Raw genomic sequence first — 15,202 nt, 5'->3', positions numbered from 1 at the left:
ACGGCGGAGGCGTCAGTCTACCTTGGCCACGCGGCGCCGATCACCGAGGAACTCTTCCACTCCGAGCACGATGTTCTTCGCCACCTCGTCCTGGTAGCGCTCGGACGCCAGGCGCTTCTCGTCCTCGGCGTGCGACAGGAAGGACGTCTCCACCAGGATGGCGGGCATCTTCGCGCCGAGGAGCACGTAGAACAGCGCCTCCTTGTGGCCCAGGTCCTTGATGCCGTCGTACTTGCTGGACAGGCCCGCCACCAGGTTGTGCTGCACCGCGTTCGCCAGCCGCGAGGACTCCTCGGTGTTCGCCTTGGTGGCCAGGTCCGCGAGGATGAACTGAAGGTCGCTGATGCCCTTCTCGGAGGACGCGTTCTCGCGAGCGGCCAGCCGGATGGAGTAGCGATCCGCGGACGTGTTGAGCGTGTACGTCTCGATGCCGCGCAGCTTGTGCGTCGCCGCCGAGTTGCAGTGCACCGAGATGAACAGGTCGCCGTGCGCCTCGTTGGCCAGCTTCGCGCGGTCCTCCAGGCGGATGAAGGTGTCGTCGTCGCGGGTGAGCACCACCTCCAGGCCCTTCTCCCGCAGGCCGTCCGCGACCTTCTTGGAGATGGCCAGCGCCACGTCCTTCTCCTTCGTCCCCGCCTTGCCGATGGCGCCCGAGTCATGGCCGCCGTGGCCCGCGTCAATGACCACGCGACGCACCTTCAACCCCAGCTGCTCCGCCAGCGTCAGCTCCGCGTTGCGGGACTGCTTCGCCACCGCCTTGAGCCGGGCCTGCGCCACCTGTGCGTCCACCGGCGCCGTCACCGGGCGAGGCGCCTCCGGAGCCGGCGACACCGCGCGGGGCGCCTTCGACGCCACCGCCTCGGGCTGCGCCGGCTTCGGGGGTACCGGGGTGCTCTCCACCGCCGGAGCCTTCGACGCCACGGTCGGGACCTCCACGCGGGCCTCCGGCTTCGCGGGCTGCGACGCCCCATTCGCGGAGGCCACCGCCTCCGGAGCCTTCGCGGCGTCCTTCGCGTCCCCGGTCCGGTCGGCGACGGTGGGCGCGTCCACGATGTTCGCCGCCGCATCCCTGGCGGAGGTGTCAGGGCCCGACGCCGGGACGTTCGGATCCAGGCGCGGCAGCACGGGGGACGGCTCGCGCGCGAGCCGGGTGATCGCATCCACCAGCTGCGAGCTGGGGGCCGCGGCGACGGCGGCGTCCGGCGTGGACTTCACCACCGGGGGCAGCGGCTTCACCGAGGGCTTCGCGGGCGGCGTCTTGCTGGGCGCGGGCAGCGAGGCCAGCAGCGACTTGAGCTCCTTGACCTGGTCGCCCTTGGGGTTCGCGGCCAGCGAGTCGTTGAGGATCTTCCGGGCCGCCTCCGGCTTGTCCAGGCGGTTGACGTGGATGCGCGCCAGCGCGAGCGCCGCGTCGTCCGCGAGCCGGTGCTTCGGGTGCGCCTCCACGAGCTTCGAGTAGTCCGCGATGGCGGCCTGGAGGTCCTCGTCCACGAAGGAGATGCGGCTCAGCTCCTGGAGGAGGTCGCCCGCGGTGAAGAGGGCGTCGGGGGCGCGCTCGCTCTTGGGGAAGCGCGTGGCGACGGACTCGAAGCGGTGCGCCACGTTGAGCCAGTGGTGGCGCAGCTTGCGGCGGGCCGCGTCGTCCTTCAGCGCGTAGTAGGCGCGGCGGGCCTGCTGGTACGCCTCCTCCGCTTCGTTGCGCTTGCCGGCCCCGACGGCGCTCGGGGCCGTGAGGAGCAGCACGGGCAGCACGAAGAGGGAGAAGCGAAAGCGCATGGAAGCCTCCGGACGTTGCAGCTACAGGCGTGTGTCACACGGCCTCCGGGGGGCAGCAACTTTTCAACCCCACCTGTCCGTCTGTCAGCGCACCCAGCCCAGCGTCCGCGCCAGCTCCTCGTCGATGACGCGGCACCACCCCGGCTCGGCGGGGACCACGGCCGCCAGCACCTTGCCGCCGTTGCGCACCGGGGCCCGCTGGGGGCGGCAGCGCGCGCGCACGGCGTGCTTCACGTCCTGGCGGAAGAAGTGCGCGGGGAACACCGCCTCGCCCTTCCCTTCCGGCAGATACCCGTCGTCCGGGGTGAGCCACACCAGCGCGCCCAGGCGCAGGGGCACGACCTCCCGGCGCCACAGCCGCCGCACCTCCCAGGCGAAGCCGCCCAGCGCCACCAGCGCGCCCAGACCGAGGCCCCAGGGCAGCAGCCCCACGCGGGCCGCCCGGGCCCGGGCGTAGGTCGCCTCGCGAGGGCGCCCCGGCTGGGACGGATCCACCAGCAGTTGCACCCGGGCGCCGTGGCCCAGGCCCGCCGCGAAGTCCGCGGCCGTGCGGACTCCAGACACGGAGTGTTCCTCATCACCGAACGTGTAGAGGACGTCCAGCGTGCCCTCCGCGTCCTCGCGTTGATGGGGAGGAGGCGCGTGGCTTGCGCCCACCACCGCGTCCACCAGCTCCGCATGGGCCGTGAAGCGCTGTTCCTCCACGAAGTAGCGCCCGACGTAGCCGGCACCCAGCCCCAGCACGGCGATGATCCCCAGGCCCAGCACCACCCCGCGCACCAGCCGCGCCACCGCCCCGGGCACCTGGGCGAGGCGGACGCGGCGGGGGGCGTGGGGGATGGCGAGCTGCATGGCGGGCGTGAAGCCTACTTCACGCCCGGGGCCCGCGCTCCATTCGTGCCTGGGGCAGCCGCACCCGCCCTGAACCGGCGCAGGGCTGACGGCACGCGCTCGCAGCTCATGACCTGCCTGGTCGATCAGGACGACAATGCTCCCCCCCGCACGAACCGGGCGTGCCTGCAGCTCAACCCAAGGTCTGCTTCAGCTTCGCCAGCAGGTTGAGCGCGTCCAGCGGCGTCATCCGGTCGATGGCCACACCCTTGAGCGCCTCCAGCACCTCCGCGTGCGCGGGAGGCACGGGCGGCGCAGCCACCGCGGCCGGCGCAGGCGCGGGGCCCCCGAACAAGCCCAGCTGCCCCGCGTTCGTGGCGACGCGCTTCGTGGAGCGCACCGCCACGCGGGGACGGCCCGCGTCGTCCAGCTCGCCGGACTCCAGGTTCTGGAGCAGCTCCCGCGCGCGCGCCACCACCTCCGGCGGCAGGCCCGCGAGCTTCGCGACCTCGATGCCGTAGGAGCGGCTGGCCCCGCCGGGCACCAGCTTGCGCAGGAAGATGACCTTGCCGCCCTGCTCCTTCACCGCGATGCACAGGTTCTTCACCCGCGGCCGCTCGCGCGCCAGGTCCACCAGCTCGTGGTAGTGCGTGGCGAAGAGCGCCCGCGCCCCCACCTGGTCGTGGAGGTGCTCCGCGACCGCCCACGCGATGGAGAGGCCGTCGAACGTGGACGTGCCACGGCCAATCTCATCCAGGATGACCAGGCTCTTCTTCGTGGCGTGGTGGAGGATGTGGCTCGTCTCCGTCATCTCCACCATGAACGTGGACTGCCCGCGCGCCAGGTTGTCCGCCGCGCCCACGCGCGTGAAGATGCGGTCGCACAGGCCGATGCGCGCCGCCTTCGCCGGCACGAACGAGCCCGCCTGCGCCATCAGCGCCGTCAGCGCCACCTGCCGCATCACCGTGCTCTTGCCCGCCATGTTCGGGCCGGTGATGACCAGGAGCTGCGCGTCCTCCGGATCCAGCCGCACGTCGTTGGGGACGAAGGACTCGCCCGAGCCCAGCATCCGCTCCACCACCGGGTGCCGGCCGCCGGTGATGGTCAGCCCCTCGCCCGCGTCCACCTGAGGCCGCGTGTAGCCGTACTCCGCCGCGCACCGCGCGAACGACACCAGCGCGTCCGCCGTGGCCACCGCCTCCGCCGCGGAGCGGATGGCCGGCGCCGCGGCGATCACCTTCGCGCGCAGCTCCTCGAACAGCTGGAGCTCCAGCACCACCCGGCGCTCCTCGGCGGTGAGGACCTTCTCCTCGTACTCCTTCAGCTCCTCGGTGACGAAGCGCTCCGCGCCCACCGTGGTCTGCTTGCGGATGTAGTCCCTGGGCACCGCGTGGAGGTTCGCCTTCGTCACCTCCAGGTAGTAGCCGAACACCTTGTTGTAGCGGATCTTCAGCGAGGAGATGCCCGTGCGGTCCTTCTCCCGCTGCTCCAGCTTGAGCAGGTAGTCCTTGCCGGACGTGGACAGCGCCACCAGGTCGTCCAGCTCCGCGTGGAAGCCCGGCCGGATGAAGCCGCCCTCGCGGATGACCACCGGCGGCTCGTCCGTCACCGCGCGCATCAGCAGGTCCGCCAGCTCCGGCAGCGCGCCCAGCGGCCCGGCCAGCGACTTGAGCAGCGCCGCGTCACACCGCGCGAGCGCCGCGCCCAGCTTCGGCAGCTGCGTCAGCGACAGCCCCAGCGCGCGCAGGTCCCGCGCGTTGCCCGCGCCCAGCGACAGCCGGCCGCACAGCCGCTCCAGGTCGCCCACCTCCTTGAGCGTGGCCACCAGCTCCTCGCGCCACACGCTCTTGCCGGACAGCTCCTCCACCGCGTCCAGCCGCGCCTCGATCTCCGGCAGCGAGCACAGCGGCGCGGACAGCCAGCGCGCCAGCTTTCGCGCGCCCGGGCCCGTGGCCGTCCGGTCCAGCACGCCCAGCAGCGACCCCTTGCGCCCGCCGTCGCGCAGGCTCTTGAGCACCTCCAGGTTGCCCCGCGAGGACTCGTCCATCACCAGGCAGCCCGCGCGCTCCTGGCGCGACAGCCGGTCCACGTGCGCCGCGGGCGTCTTCTGCGTGTCCTTGAGGTAGCGCAGCGCGGCCCCGGCCGCCCCGGTGGCCAGCGGCGAGCCGTCCAGCCCGAACGCGGACAGCGACTGCACGTTGAAGTGCGAGCGCAGGAACGCGGCGGCCCGGGTGTGCTCGAAGGCCGCGCCCTCGCCCTCCGCCACGGCCGGCGCGCGCGACAGCCGCTGGCACACCTGCACCACCTCCGGCGCCTCCCGCATCCCCTGGGGCACCAGCAGCTCGCGCGGCTCCACGCGCGACAGGCCCTCCACCAGCTCCGACAGGCCCTGCGCCTCGAAGGTGTAGAACTCGCCGGTGGACGCCTCCAGCAGCGCCGCGCCGAAGCCCGCCTCCCCCCAGCACACGGCCGCGAGGAAGTTGCTGGCCTGCGGCTCCAGCACCTCGTCGTCCAGCACCATGCCGGGCGTGATGACCCGCGTCACCTCCCGCTGCACGATGCCCGGCCCCGCGCCCGGCTCCGTCACCTGCTCGCAGATGGCGACCTTGAGGCCGTGCTCCACCAGCTTCGCGATGTACCGGCGCGAGGAGTGGTACGGCACCCCGCACATGGGGATCTTGTCCGCGCCCTTGGCCCGCGCCGTGAGGGTGATCTGGAGCAGCTCCGAGGCCTTCACCGCGTCCTCGAAGAACATCTCGTAGAAGTCACCCAGCCGGAAGAAGAGCACCGTGTCCGGATGGAGCGCCTTCACCTCCAGGTACTGGCGCATCATCGGGGTCAGCGAGGCGATCTCCCGCGCTCCCGCGGGGGCCTCACCCGCGCCGACGTCCGGAGTCGTGTCCTCTTCGGGCAGCACCCCGGCCGCCGCCTTGCCTGTCTTCGTCTGCTGCGTCACCGCCATCCCCGACCTTCTCTCACGGCCTTACCTCCGGATCAACGGACCGGCGCCCCTACCTGGCGCGTATGCCTACCACCCTCGTCCGACATTTCGGCGGGCCCGCGACCGAAAACGGTTTGCAGGCCCCGGGCCCCCCGGCAGGCTGCCCGGCGACATGGCGACCTCTCCCCCGACGACGACCCGTCCCCTCGTCCCCGCCCTGTTCAAGGTGGCCCTGGCCCCCGTGCAGGCGTTCTTCCGGCTGGAGGCCAGCAGCGGCATCCTCCTGGCGCTCTGCGCGGTGGCCGCGCTCGCCTGGGCCAACTCCCCCTGGGGCGCCACCTATGCCGCCGTCTTCGACGCGCCCCTGCGCCTGGAGGTGGCGGGCCACGGCGGCCCCTTCACCTTCCGCGAGCTCATCAACGACGGCCTGATGACGCTCTTCTTCTTCCTCGTGGGGATGGAGATCAAGCGCGAGCTGGCCGCGGGCGAGCTGCGCACCCTCTCCCGGGCGGTGCTGCCGCTCATCGCCGCGCTGGGCGGCATGGTGGTCCCCGCGGGGCTCTACTTCTTCTTCACTCGGGGCACGCCCGCGGAGGGAGGCTGGGCCATCCCCATGGCCACGGACATCGCCTTCGCCATCGGCTGCCTCACGCTGGTGAAGGCGCGCGTGAGCCAGGGGCTGGTGGTATTCCTCACCGCGCTCGCCATCTTCGACGACATCGGCGGCATCCTCGTCATCGCGCTGTTCTACGGCACGGGCGTGCACGTGGAGTGGCTGGCGGTGGCGGCGGGGCTCGTGGCGGCGCTCTGGGGGCTCAACCGCTTCTACGTGCGCAGCGGCCTGGCCTACGCCGCCGTGGGCGCGGCGCTCTGGTACGCCATGCACCACGGCGGCATCCACGCCACGCTGTCCGGCGTGGTGCTGGGCCTGGCCATCCCCGCGCTGCCCACCCGCCCGGGGCGCGAGGTGCTGGAGGAGCTGGCGGAGTACATCCGGGGGCTCGTGTCCCAGCCGGACGACGAGGGCGCGCGGGGCGCGCAGCTGCTCCACATCGAGGAGGCGCTGGAGGACATCGAGCCGCCGCTCAACCGCTTCGTGCACCTGTGGCACGGCTACGTGGCCTACGGCATCGTGCCGCTGTTCGCGCTGGCCAACTCCGGCGTGGACGTGTCCGCCATGTCGCGCTCCGACCTGCTCAAGCCCCTGCCGCTGGGCATCATCGTGGGCCTCTTCGTGGGCAAGCAGCTGGGCATCTTCCTGTTCACCTGGGCGGCGGTGAAGGCGGGCGTGTCCCCGCTGCCCACGGGCGGCAGCGTCGCCCAGCTGCACGGGGTGGCGGTGGTGGCCGGCATCGGCTTCACGGTGGCCCTCTTCGTGGCCGGGCTGGCCTTCGCGCACCAGCCGGCCCTGTTGGCGGAGGCCAAGCTGGGCATCCTGACGGGCTCGCTGCTGTCCGCCGTCGTGGGCTACGTCCTCTTGCGCTACGTGGCCCGTCCGCCGCAGGCTGCCCCACAGGCCTCGCCATGAATCTCCAGGACCTCAACCGCATCCGGCAGATCGCCCTCATCGCCGCCCGCCACGGCTTCGGCGAGGTGACCGACCGCGCCGGCGTCTGGCGCCTGCTGGGCGGCCGCAAGGAGAAGGTGGAGGTCTCCGAGGAGGCCCGCCGCGAGTCCACCGCGCGCCGCTTCCGCCTCTTCCTGTCGGAGCTGGGCCCCACGTTCATCAAGCTGGGCCAGGTGCTCTCCACCCGCGCGGACCTCCTGCCCGCCGAGTTCGTGGACGAGCTGGCCACGCTCCAGGACGACGTGGAGGCCATCCCCCTGGAGGCCATCCACGCGCAGATCCGCGAGGCCCTGGGCAAGGACGTGCAGGAGCTGTTCGCCCAGGTGGATCCGGAGCCGCTCGCCGCCGCGTCCATCGCGCAGGTGCACCGCGCGGTGACGCTGGACGGCGAGGAGGTCGTCATCAAGGTGCAGCGCCCCGGCATCGCCCAGCGCATCGACGCGGACCTGGGCGTGCTGCGCTCGCTGGCGCGCCTGCTGGAGGCCGTGGTGGAGGAGACGGGCATCTACACGCCCTCCGGCATCGTGGACGAGTTCGACCGCGCCATCCACGAGGAGCTGGACTTCATCAACGAGGCCACCAACATCCGCGCGTTCCTGGAGAACCACAAGGACCGCCCGTACCTGAAGATTCCGCGCGTGCACGCGGCGCTCTCCAGCCGCACCGTGCTCACCATGGAGTTCATCCGCGGGGAGAAGATCAACCCCGCGACCCTGGCGGAGGCGGACCGCAAGCAGGTGGCCCAGCACATCCTGGAGGCCAGCTTCCGCCAGCTCTTCGACGACGGCCTGTTCCACGGCGACCCGCACCCCGGCAACGTGCTGCTCATGGAGGGCAACCGGCTGGCGCTGCTGGACTTCGGCGTGGTGGGCCGGCTCACCCGCCCCATGCAGGAGACGCTGGTGATGCTGTGCCTGGCGGTGGCGCTGAAGGACAGCGACTCCGTGGCGCGCATCCTCTACCGCGTGGGCGTGCCGGACTCGCGCGCCAACCTGATGGGCTTCCGCAACGACATCGAGTCCATCCTCGGCCAGCACCTGCCCACCACGCTGGGCCAGGTGGACGCGCGCACGCTCCTGCGCGACCTGCTGGACCTGGCGGTGAAGTACCGCATCCGCATCCCCAAGGAGTACGCGCTCCTGTCGCGCGCCTCCATCTCCACGGAGGGCATGCTGCGCGGGCTCTACCCGGAGCTGAACATCCTGGAGGTCGCGCTGCCGTACGCGAAGGAGCTGATGGCGGGCCGGTATGACCCCACGCAGCTCCAGGGCGGCCTGATGCGCACGCTGCTGCGCTTCCAGTCCATGGCGCAGGACCTGCCCACGCAGCTGTCGCAGATCCTGATGGACCTGGAGACGGGCAAGTTCAGCGTCACGGTGCGCGCGGAGCAGTTCGACAAGCTCAACGAGAACCTGCGCAGCGTGGCCGTCATCGCCTTCCTGGGCCTGTGCGCGTGCGGCTTCATCGTGGGCGCCTTCATCGCCTTCGCGCCCCGGCCGCCCATGTACGGGAACGTGCCGGTGCTGGGCATCGTGGGCATCGCGCTCGCCGCGGCCCTCTTCGGCGCGGTGCTCACCTGGTACCTGTTCGGCGGCCGCTTCGGGAAGCTCCGGGTGACGCGCTTCCTCAAGAAGCGCAACAGGTAGCCGGGGACCCGCCGGCGCTCGGGGCGAGGTAGGTGTGACCCCCTCGCACCCAGGGGAGGGCAAGCGGAGAAGGGAGCGCGTGTCACGTGAGCGCGAACGGATCCGTTGAAGGGTGCACAGTCCCGCGCGGGCCGGGTATCCTGCGGGGCTTGTCGCTCCCCTCTTGCCCCCGTGCTCGACTTGTTCGCGAACCCATCCGCCGCCCGTCGTCCGTCGCGCGCCACGCTGGTCGCGGCCGCGCTCCTCGCCACCACCGCCGGCTGTGCTGGCGGGCTTGATGACCCCGAGCGCTTCACCGGAGGCAACACCAGCTCCTGCGCGCCGGGCACCACCGCGTCCAGCATCATCCAGGCGCAGTGCTTCACGTGTCACTCCACGGAGAACAAGGCCGCGGGCGGGAACCTGGACCTCCAGGCGTCCGGCCTCCCCGGGCGGCTCTACACCACCAACGCGACGTGCGACGCGGCGCCGCTGGCGGACAGCGCCAACCCGTCCCAGTCGTTCTTCCTGAAGAAGCTGACGACGTCCCCGGGCTGTGGCGCGCAGATGCCGCTGGGCAGCTCGCTGAGCGCCGCGGACACGGCCTGCCTCACCGAGTGGCTCGTCGCCGGAAAGCCGAGCAACCCGTGATGACGCGCACCCGATACGCCTCCGCCGCCGCCCTGCTGGGCGCGGCCCTGCTGTTCGCTCCCACCGCGTACGCCGCGCCGAAGAAGGCGTCGACGTCCACGACGAGGAAGGCCAAGGCCTCGAAGGTGGCGGAGACGCGCCGCGTGGCGGTGCTCGCCTCCGGGCCGCACGCGGACGCCGCGCGCGACGTGCTGGAGGCGGAGCTCAACCGCCGTCCGGCCCGCTACGAGGTCGTCCCGGAGTCCGCGGTGCGCGCCGCCGCATCGCGCCTGGACGTGGACCCGAGGCAGCCCGCTGGCGCCGCCGCCGTGGCGAGCGAGCTGGGCCTGAACGCGGTGGTGGTGGCGGACACGTCCACCGTGGGCAAGAAGCCGCAGGTGCGCATCACGGTGCGCAACGGCAAGGACGGCAAGGCGCTGGCCTCGCCCGCCGCCGCGAAGCCCGCCACGGCGAAGGCGGTGCCCGCGGCGGTGAAGCGGCAGTGGACGGCGCTGGAGCGCGGCCTGCTGAAGTCCCGCGCGCCGGAGGCGGCCCCGGCCCCGGTGCAGCCCGCCGCGCCGGTGGAGCCGGAGCCGTCGGTGACGCCCGCGAAGCCCCTCGCGGAGACGCCGGCCCCGGCGAAGGCGCCGGACGCGGAGCCCGTCCGCAAGCCGGTGGCCGCCGAGCCCAAGGCGACGAAGCCGCGGAAGCCGGAGGAGGCGCCGGCCCTCGCGCAAGCCGGGGCCACCTCGGCGCCCATCGTGGAGGGCGCGCTGGGCTTCAAGCTGTTCGGCCGGTCGCTGCGCTACAAGGATGACGTGTTCGGCGTGCTGCGGCCGTACACGCTGGGCACGGACGTGGGCGGCCTGGCGCTGCCGGGCGCGCCCCAGGTGGCGGGCGACGTGACGGTCTATCCGCTCGCGGCCTTCCAGCAGGGCGCGCTGGCGCGGCTGGGCATCACGGGTTCGATTGATCAGTCCTTCGGGCTGAAGTCCACGGGCTCCACGGGGGCGGTCTCCTACCCCACGACGGCGCGCGAGTGGACGGCGGGCCTGCGCTACGTGATGCCCTTCGGCGAGGCGCAGCGCTACGGCTTCGAGGTCACCGGCGCGTACGGGATGAGCACGTTCCGCATCGACGCGGTGGACGGCGAGCGGCCGTTGGACCTGCCCAACGTGGAGTACAAGACGGCGGGCCTGACGCTGGGCCTGCGGGCGGCGCTGTCGGAGAAGTTCGACTTCAACTTCCGCCTCGGCTACCAGCACCCGCTGGACTCCGGCGAGCTGTCCTCGGACGCGTGGTTCCCGAGGATGTCCGCGGGCGCCGTCACGGGCAGCGCGACGCTGGCGTACCGGCTCAACCGCATCGTCGATGTGCGGCTGAAGGCGGACCTGCGCCGGTACTTCTTCAAGTTCAACCCGGAGCCGGGCGACCCCTACGTCGCCGGTGGCGCCGTGGATCAGTACCCCGGCCTGTCGCTCCAGTTGGGCTTCCGCTACTAGCGGTCGTCACGAGGCACCGCCGGTCCGTGCCTGACACGGACCGGTGGAACGGGCTCCCTGAAGACGAAGACGCGCGCCAGGGCGGCCGCGGCGCCTCATGGGCGCTGATCCGGATCGCGCGCCAGCGCCTGGCGACACAGCCAGTCCACCACCTGGGGCCAGAGCGTGGCGGCGTGGTGCTCGCGGAAGAAGCCCAGGTGCGCGATGCCCTGGCCGGCGCTGTCCGCCGGGGAGAACTGCCGGCGCTCCACGGTGCAGTTCGTGAGGTGCTGACTGATGAGGTCGATGGCCTCGGGAGGCCCCCACGGGTCGTCGTCCAGCCCGATGGCCAGCACCGGCATGCGCAGCCGGGCGAAGCGGGTCACCGCGTCCAGGCGCGGATCGTCGAAGTAGAAGCGGGGCAAGGACGTCCAGCGGCTCCACTCCAGCATCGTCTGCGCGGGCACGTCCTCGCCGAGCCCCAGTCGCACATAGGGCATGTAGCCCAGGACCCGCGCGCACACCGGCCCGATGATCTTCAGGAACATCGTCACCAGCAGCCGCTCCCGCCACTGCCGGATGAACCGCAGGCTCCCGGCCTGGGACGCCACCATCACCGCGGCGGTGAGGCGCTGGCTGCTCTGGCTCAACCCGATGGCGTGGCCCCCGAAGCTGTGGCCCACCGCCATCACCGGCAGTCCCGCGTAGCGCTCCGCCGCCCAGTGGGTCACCGCGTCCACGTCCTGGTCGATCCACGTGGTGAACCCGGCCCGCGTCCTCCGCGCGTCCCCCGAGGGATGCACGCCGCGATAGTTGTACGTGACCGCCGCGAAGCCGACGTCCGTCAGGCGCGAAGCGAACGCGAAATACATTCGCTCCGGCATGGCGGTGGCGGGGTGCACCAGCACCACGCCCCGGACGGGCCCTTCCGGCGTGTGCAGCGTGGCCTGTAGCTCGAAGCCATCGGCGCAGCGAATCGGGTACGGCGTTGTTCGGGCCATGGTCGTCGCGGAGTGCTTAGGATGTGAAAACATCCTGGGCAAGATGGAAAAAAGGGGGCCTCGGACCTCAGGCCCGCCGCGGCTCCATGAGCGGATCCACCAGCCCGTGGCGCACGGCCTCCGCGATGAAGCTGAAGAGGAGCAGGCGCTCCGCCAGTGCTTGGGCGGTGGAAGCGGACCTGCGAGGCGAGCGCTCGCGCACGTCCTGCGCGCCGGTTCTCCGGGAAGGGTTCCACCAGGGCATTGCGTCCTCCGCTCAGGGCCGTGAGCGCCGCGACGCAGCCTATCAGTCAGAGGACGCCGAGATGCGATGCCTCCTCGCGCCGCGCTTCTTTCGCCCCCAGCCTTCCCCGCCCCCGCCCAGCTCTCCGTCTACGAAGAGCGGAGCCACGCCTGGGCCGTGCCGCGAGGCCTCCCCCTGGAGCCCCTGGACGGAGGGTCGTTCACTTCGCCGGAGGCCGAGCCTCCAGGAGCCCCCGGACGAACGCGGCGACCGGACCGGCCAGCTCCGAGAGCCGGTCGACGCGCTCCTCCTCCACGGCCTCCAGGATGAGCTCGTTGATGCCGCCCACCAGCGCCATGGCGATCGCCGGTGACAGCGGGGCCCCGGTGCCCGCCGCGTCGAACTCCCGCCGCATCAGCTCCGCGAAGCTCCGCATCACCTGGCGGCGCAGCTCGAAGCCCTTCGAGCCCACGTGCAGGATCTCCACGAGGAGCGTCCGCACGAGCCCTGGCCGGCTCTGGAGGCTGGAGAGGTAGACCGCCGCGCCGATGCTGGCCCGCAGCTCGCCGGGGGGGGCGTGCTGGATGGCCGCCTGGATCTCCTCCAGCAGCCGCGCGCTCTGCGCCGCGTAGAGCGCCAGCAGGCACGCCTCCTTGTCCTCGAAGTGCTCGTAGAACGTGCGCCTCGACACCCGCGCGTGCCGCACGATGTCCGCGATGGTCAGCCGGGCGTAGCCCACCTCGATGATGGCCTGCGCCATGCCCGCGACGAGCCGGTCCCGGGGGGCCTCACCTGCGTGCTCGGCTGGGGACGTCATGCGGCTCCTGGGGCTGGTACTTGACCGTACCAGACGTCACTGCTACCTCTCACCCACAGACGTACGGACTGGGTACCTTCCTGTACCACGAGGAGTCCCGTGATGCCCCCGTCTCCCGCCGAGCCGCCGTCGCACGTGGAGGTGTTGATCATCGGCGCGGGCCTGTCGGGCATCGGCGCCGCGTACCATCTCCAGACGCTCTGCCCCACCCGCAGCTACGCCATCCTCGAAGGGCGCGGGGCCATGGGCGGCACGTGGGACCTGTTCCGCTATCCGGGCGTCCGCTCGGACTCGGACATGTACACGCTGGGCTATCGCTTCCGGCCGTGGCTGGGCGGCAAGGCCATCGCGGAGGGGCCGTCCATCAAGGCGTACATCGAGGAGACCGCCGCGGAGTACGGCATCGACCGGCACATCCGCTACCACCACCGGGCGACGCGGGCGGAGTGGTCCTCGGAGGACTCGCGCTGGACGGTGGACGTGGAGGTGGGCCCGGAGCGCGTCCCGACGCGCATGACGTGCGGCTTCCTCTACGCCTGCACCGGCTACTACGACTACGCGAGCGGCTACACGCCCACCTGGCCCGGCACGGAGCGCTTCCAGGGCCGCGTGGTGCACCCGCAGCACTGGCCCGAGGACCTGGACTACAGCGGCAAGCGCGTGGTCGTCATCGGCAGCGGCGCGACGGCGGTGACGCTGGTCCCCGCGATGGCCGGGCGCGCCGCGCACGTCACGATGCTACAGCGCTCGCCGACGTACATCGCGGATCAGCCGGCCGAGGACGGCGTCGCCCAGGCGTTGCGGTACGTCCTCCCCCGGCGCGTGGCCTACGCGGCCGCGCGCTGGAAGAACGTCCTGCGCGGCATGTTCTTCTACAAGCTCGCGCGCAGCCGGCCGGGCCTGATGAAGTGGCTGCTGCGCCTGGGGGTGCGGCGCGCGCTCGGCAAGACCTTCGACGCCGATACGCACTTCGCGCCCCGCTACAACCCCTGGGACGAGCGGCTGTGCGTCGCCCCCGACGGCGACCTCTTCCATGCTATCCGCGAGGGCCACGCCTCCGTGGTGACGGACCACATCGAGTCCTTCACCGAGACGGGCCTGAAGCTGCGCTCGGGCGCGCACCTGGACGCGGACGTCATCGTCACCGCCACCGGGCTGAACGTGAAGATCCTGAGCGGCCTGTCGCTGGTGGTGGACGGCGCGCCCGTCCAGTTGGCGCGAACGCTGACGTACAAGGGGATGATGTTCAGCGACGTGCCCAACCTCGTCGCGGCCTTCGGGTACACCAACGCGTCGTGGACGCTGAAGTGCGATCTGGTGGCGGAGTACACCTGCCGCCTGCTCAATCACATGAGGCAGCACGGCTACACGCAGAGCACGCCGCGCGTCGGCGGCCCTGCCATGACGCCGGAGCCGGTGCTCGACTTCAGCTCCGGGTATGTGCAGCGCGCGCTGGACGCCCTGCCCCGCCAGGGCTCGCGCGCGCCGTGGCGCCTGTACCAGAACTACGTGCGCGACCTGGTGATGATGCGCTACGGCCGCGTGGACGACGACGCCATGGAGTTCCGACGGGGCGGGGATGCCCTGTCGTCACAGGCGCTCCCCCCTGCCGTGGGCGCCAGCTCCGGCGCGGAGGCGGCGCGTCGCTGAGCGCACGCGGAGCCTCCGGGCGGGACCGGGGTCAGACCGGTCTGCGGAAGAGGTCGCCCAGCTCCGCGGGCAGCTGTGACGCCACGGCGGCGACCTCGTCCTCGGGGATGCGGTCGCGCACGGCGGTGAACACCGCGGTGACGACGCGAAAGGCCTGATCCGGCTTGATGTCCAGGTGATCCGCCACGTCGGTGATGAACTCATCGCGGCCGATGCGCTTCGCGCGCGACGGCCCCCGGTGTACCGAGCAGGCGCCCAGGATGGCGCCAATGCCGCCGCGCAGCGAGCGGAAGAGCTTCACGTCCTCTCCGTCCGACAGGCGCCGGGCGAGCGAGCAGAACACCGCGCTCGCGGCCTCCCGGGCCTCCAGGCCCTGGCTGTGCATGACCGCGTCGCTCTGGATTTCATCCAGGAACGGCTGGAGCTCGAGTGACTCGTCGCGCTCCTTGACGGGCACGGCGTGGGTGTCGGGAGGAACAGGTGTGGCCATGGCGCGTCTCCGAAGGTGCGAGGCCCCAAAGGGCCCGTGTCCGGAAAGACGCTGCGCACGCGCCAGGGCGCCTGCATCGTCCGGGAGAGGCAGGAGGCGCGCGGGCGGCCGGGCCGTCGCCCGCACGAGCTGGAAGGGCCCCTGGGCGCTCATGCGCGGGCGTCCGGGCG

General features: G+C 72.0%; 12 protein-coding genes. 5 read left to right on the top strand and 7 right to left on the bottom strand.

From position 1 onward, the window contains the following. Positions 1 to 12 precede the first annotated feature (12 nt). The 3 genes from U8525_RS20110 to mutS all read right to left on the bottom strand — a co-directional run bounded on the left by U8525_RS20110 (position 13) and on the right by mutS (position 5,569). Complete coding sequence (locus U8525_RS20110; RefSeq protein WP_374267893.1) at positions 13 to 1,776, bottom strand: N-acetylmuramoyl-L-alanine amidase; 1,764 nt, start codon at positions 1,774 to 1,776, stop codon at positions 13 to 15. Positions 1,777 to 1,860: 84 nt separating this feature from the next. Continuing rightward, complete coding sequence (locus U8525_RS20105; RefSeq protein WP_374267892.1) at positions 1,861 to 2,628, bottom strand: DUF3592 domain-containing protein; 768 nt, start codon at positions 2,626 to 2,628, stop codon at positions 1,861 to 1,863. A gap of 172 nt (positions 2,629 to 2,800) precedes the next feature. Further along, positions 2,801 to 5,569, bottom strand: a complete 2,769-nt coding sequence (gene mutS / locus U8525_RS20100; protein WP_374267891.1) for a DNA mismatch repair protein MutS — start codon at positions 5,567 to 5,569, stop codon at positions 2,801 to 2,803. A gap of 151 nt (positions 5,570 to 5,720) precedes the next feature. On the opposite strand from mutS, the gene nhaA reads away from it, so the two are divergent. The 4 genes from nhaA to U8525_RS20080 all read left to right on the top strand — a co-directional run bounded on the left by nhaA (position 5,721) and on the right by U8525_RS20080 (position 10,872). After that, a complete protein-coding gene (gene nhaA / locus U8525_RS20095) occupies positions 5,721 to 7,076 on the top strand; it encodes a Na+/H+ antiporter NhaA (RefSeq protein ID WP_374267890.1) in 1,356 nt (451 codons plus the stop codon). Next, entirely contained in the window at positions 7,073 to 8,761 is a 1,689-nt protein-coding gene (locus U8525_RS20090; RefSeq protein WP_374267889.1) for an ABC1 kinase family protein, read from the top strand. The genes nhaA and U8525_RS20090 overlap by 4 nt, the downstream gene beginning before the upstream one ends. 171 nt (positions 8,762 to 8,932) lie before the next feature. Further along, positions 8,933 to 9,391, top strand: a complete 459-nt coding sequence (locus tag U8525_RS20085) for a hypothetical protein (RefSeq protein ID WP_374267888.1) — start codon at positions 8,933 to 8,935, stop codon at positions 9,389 to 9,391. Then, the gene (locus tag U8525_RS20080) at positions 9,391 to 10,872 is read left to right on the top strand and encodes a hypothetical protein (RefSeq protein WP_374267887.1); all 1,482 of its coding nucleotides are present in this window, start codon (positions 9,391 to 9,393) and stop codon (positions 10,870 to 10,872) included. The genes U8525_RS20085 and U8525_RS20080 overlap by 1 nt, the downstream gene beginning before the upstream one ends. A 95-nt stretch (positions 10,873 to 10,967) precedes the next feature. Here U8525_RS20080 and U8525_RS20075 read toward each other — a convergent pair whose 3' ends face one another. The 3 genes from U8525_RS20075 to U8525_RS20065 all read right to left on the bottom strand — a co-directional run bounded on the left by U8525_RS20075 (position 10,968) and on the right by U8525_RS20065 (position 12,892). Beyond that, positions 10,968 to 11,852: an alpha/beta fold hydrolase gene (locus U8525_RS20075; protein ID WP_374267886.1), complete on the bottom strand. Its 885-nt coding sequence runs from the start codon at positions 11,850 to 11,852 to the stop codon at positions 10,968 to 10,970. Positions 11,853 to 11,919: 67 nt separating this feature from the next. After that, on the bottom strand, positions 11,920 to 12,096 hold the full coding sequence (locus U8525_RS20070) for a hypothetical protein (protein ID WP_374267885.1): 177 nt from the start codon (positions 12,094 to 12,096) through the stop codon (positions 11,920 to 11,922). A 199-nt stretch (positions 12,097 to 12,295) separates the two neighbouring features. Continuing rightward, entirely contained in the window at positions 12,296 to 12,892 is a 597-nt protein-coding gene (locus tag U8525_RS20065; RefSeq protein ID WP_374267884.1) for a TetR/AcrR family transcriptional regulator, read from the bottom strand. Between the two features lie 102 nt (positions 12,893 to 12,994). On the opposite strand from U8525_RS20065, the gene U8525_RS20060 reads away from it, so the two are divergent. Beyond that, entirely contained in the window at positions 12,995 to 14,542 is a 1,548-nt protein-coding gene (locus U8525_RS20060; protein WP_374267883.1) for a flavin-containing monooxygenase, read from the top strand. A gap of 31 nt (positions 14,543 to 14,573) precedes the next feature. On the opposite strand, the gene U8525_RS20055 is transcribed toward U8525_RS20060, so the two are convergent. Beyond that, positions 14,574 to 15,032, bottom strand: coding sequence for a DUF2267 domain-containing protein (locus tag U8525_RS20055; protein ID WP_374267882.1), 459 nt, complete (start codon positions 15,030 to 15,032; stop codon positions 14,574 to 14,576). Positions 15,033 to 15,202 lie beyond the last annotated feature (170 nt).

This window comes from Corallococcus sp. RDP092CA, assembly GCF_041903675.1.
Classification (GTDB): Bacteria; Myxococcota; Myxococcia; order Myxococcales; family Myxococcaceae; genus Corallococcus.
The sequence above is the reverse complement of the archived record's forward strand: the minus strand, read 5'-3'. Positions and strand labels throughout refer to the sequence as shown.

Bases quoted from the DNA above. Each gene is read 5' to 3' on its own strand.
- U8525_RS20110 (WP_374267893.1), bottom strand. From the start codon at position 1,776: ATGCGCTTTCGCTTCTCCCTCTTCGTGCTGCCCGTGCTGCTCCTCACG.
- U8525_RS20105 (WP_374267892.1), bottom strand. From the start codon at position 2,628: ATGCAGCTCGCCATCCCCCACGCCCCCCGCCGCGTCCGCCTCGCCCAG.
- mutS (WP_374267891.1), bottom strand. From the start codon at position 5,569: ATGGCGGTGACGCAGCAGACGAAGACAGGCAAGGCGGCGGCCGGGGTG.
- nhaA (WP_374267890.1), top strand. From the start codon at position 5,721: ATGGCGACCTCTCCCCCGACGACGACCCGTCCCCTCGTCCCCGCCCTG.
- U8525_RS20090 (WP_374267889.1), top strand. From the start codon at position 7,073: ATGAATCTCCAGGACCTCAACCGCATCCGGCAGATCGCCCTCATCGCC.
- U8525_RS20080 (WP_374267887.1), top strand. From the start codon at position 9,391: ATGACGCGCACCCGATACGCCTCCGCCGCCGCCCTGCTGGGCGCGGCC.
- U8525_RS20075 (WP_374267886.1), bottom strand. From the start codon at position 11,852: ATGGCCCGAACAACGCCGTACCCGATTCGCTGCGCCGATGGCTTCGAG.
- U8525_RS20070 (WP_374267885.1), bottom strand. From the start codon at position 12,096: ATGCCCTGGTGGAACCCTTCCCGGAGAACCGGCGCGCAGGACGTGCGC.
- U8525_RS20065 (WP_374267884.1), bottom strand. From the start codon at position 12,892: ATGACGTCCCCAGCCGAGCACGCAGGTGAGGCCCCCCGGGACCGGCTC.
- U8525_RS20060 (WP_374267883.1), top strand. From the start codon at position 12,995: ATGCCCCCGTCTCCCGCCGAGCCGCCGTCGCACGTGGAGGTGTTGATC.
- U8525_RS20055 (WP_374267882.1), bottom strand. From the start codon at position 15,032: ATGGCCACACCTGTTCCTCCCGACACCCACGCCGTGCCCGTCAAGGAG.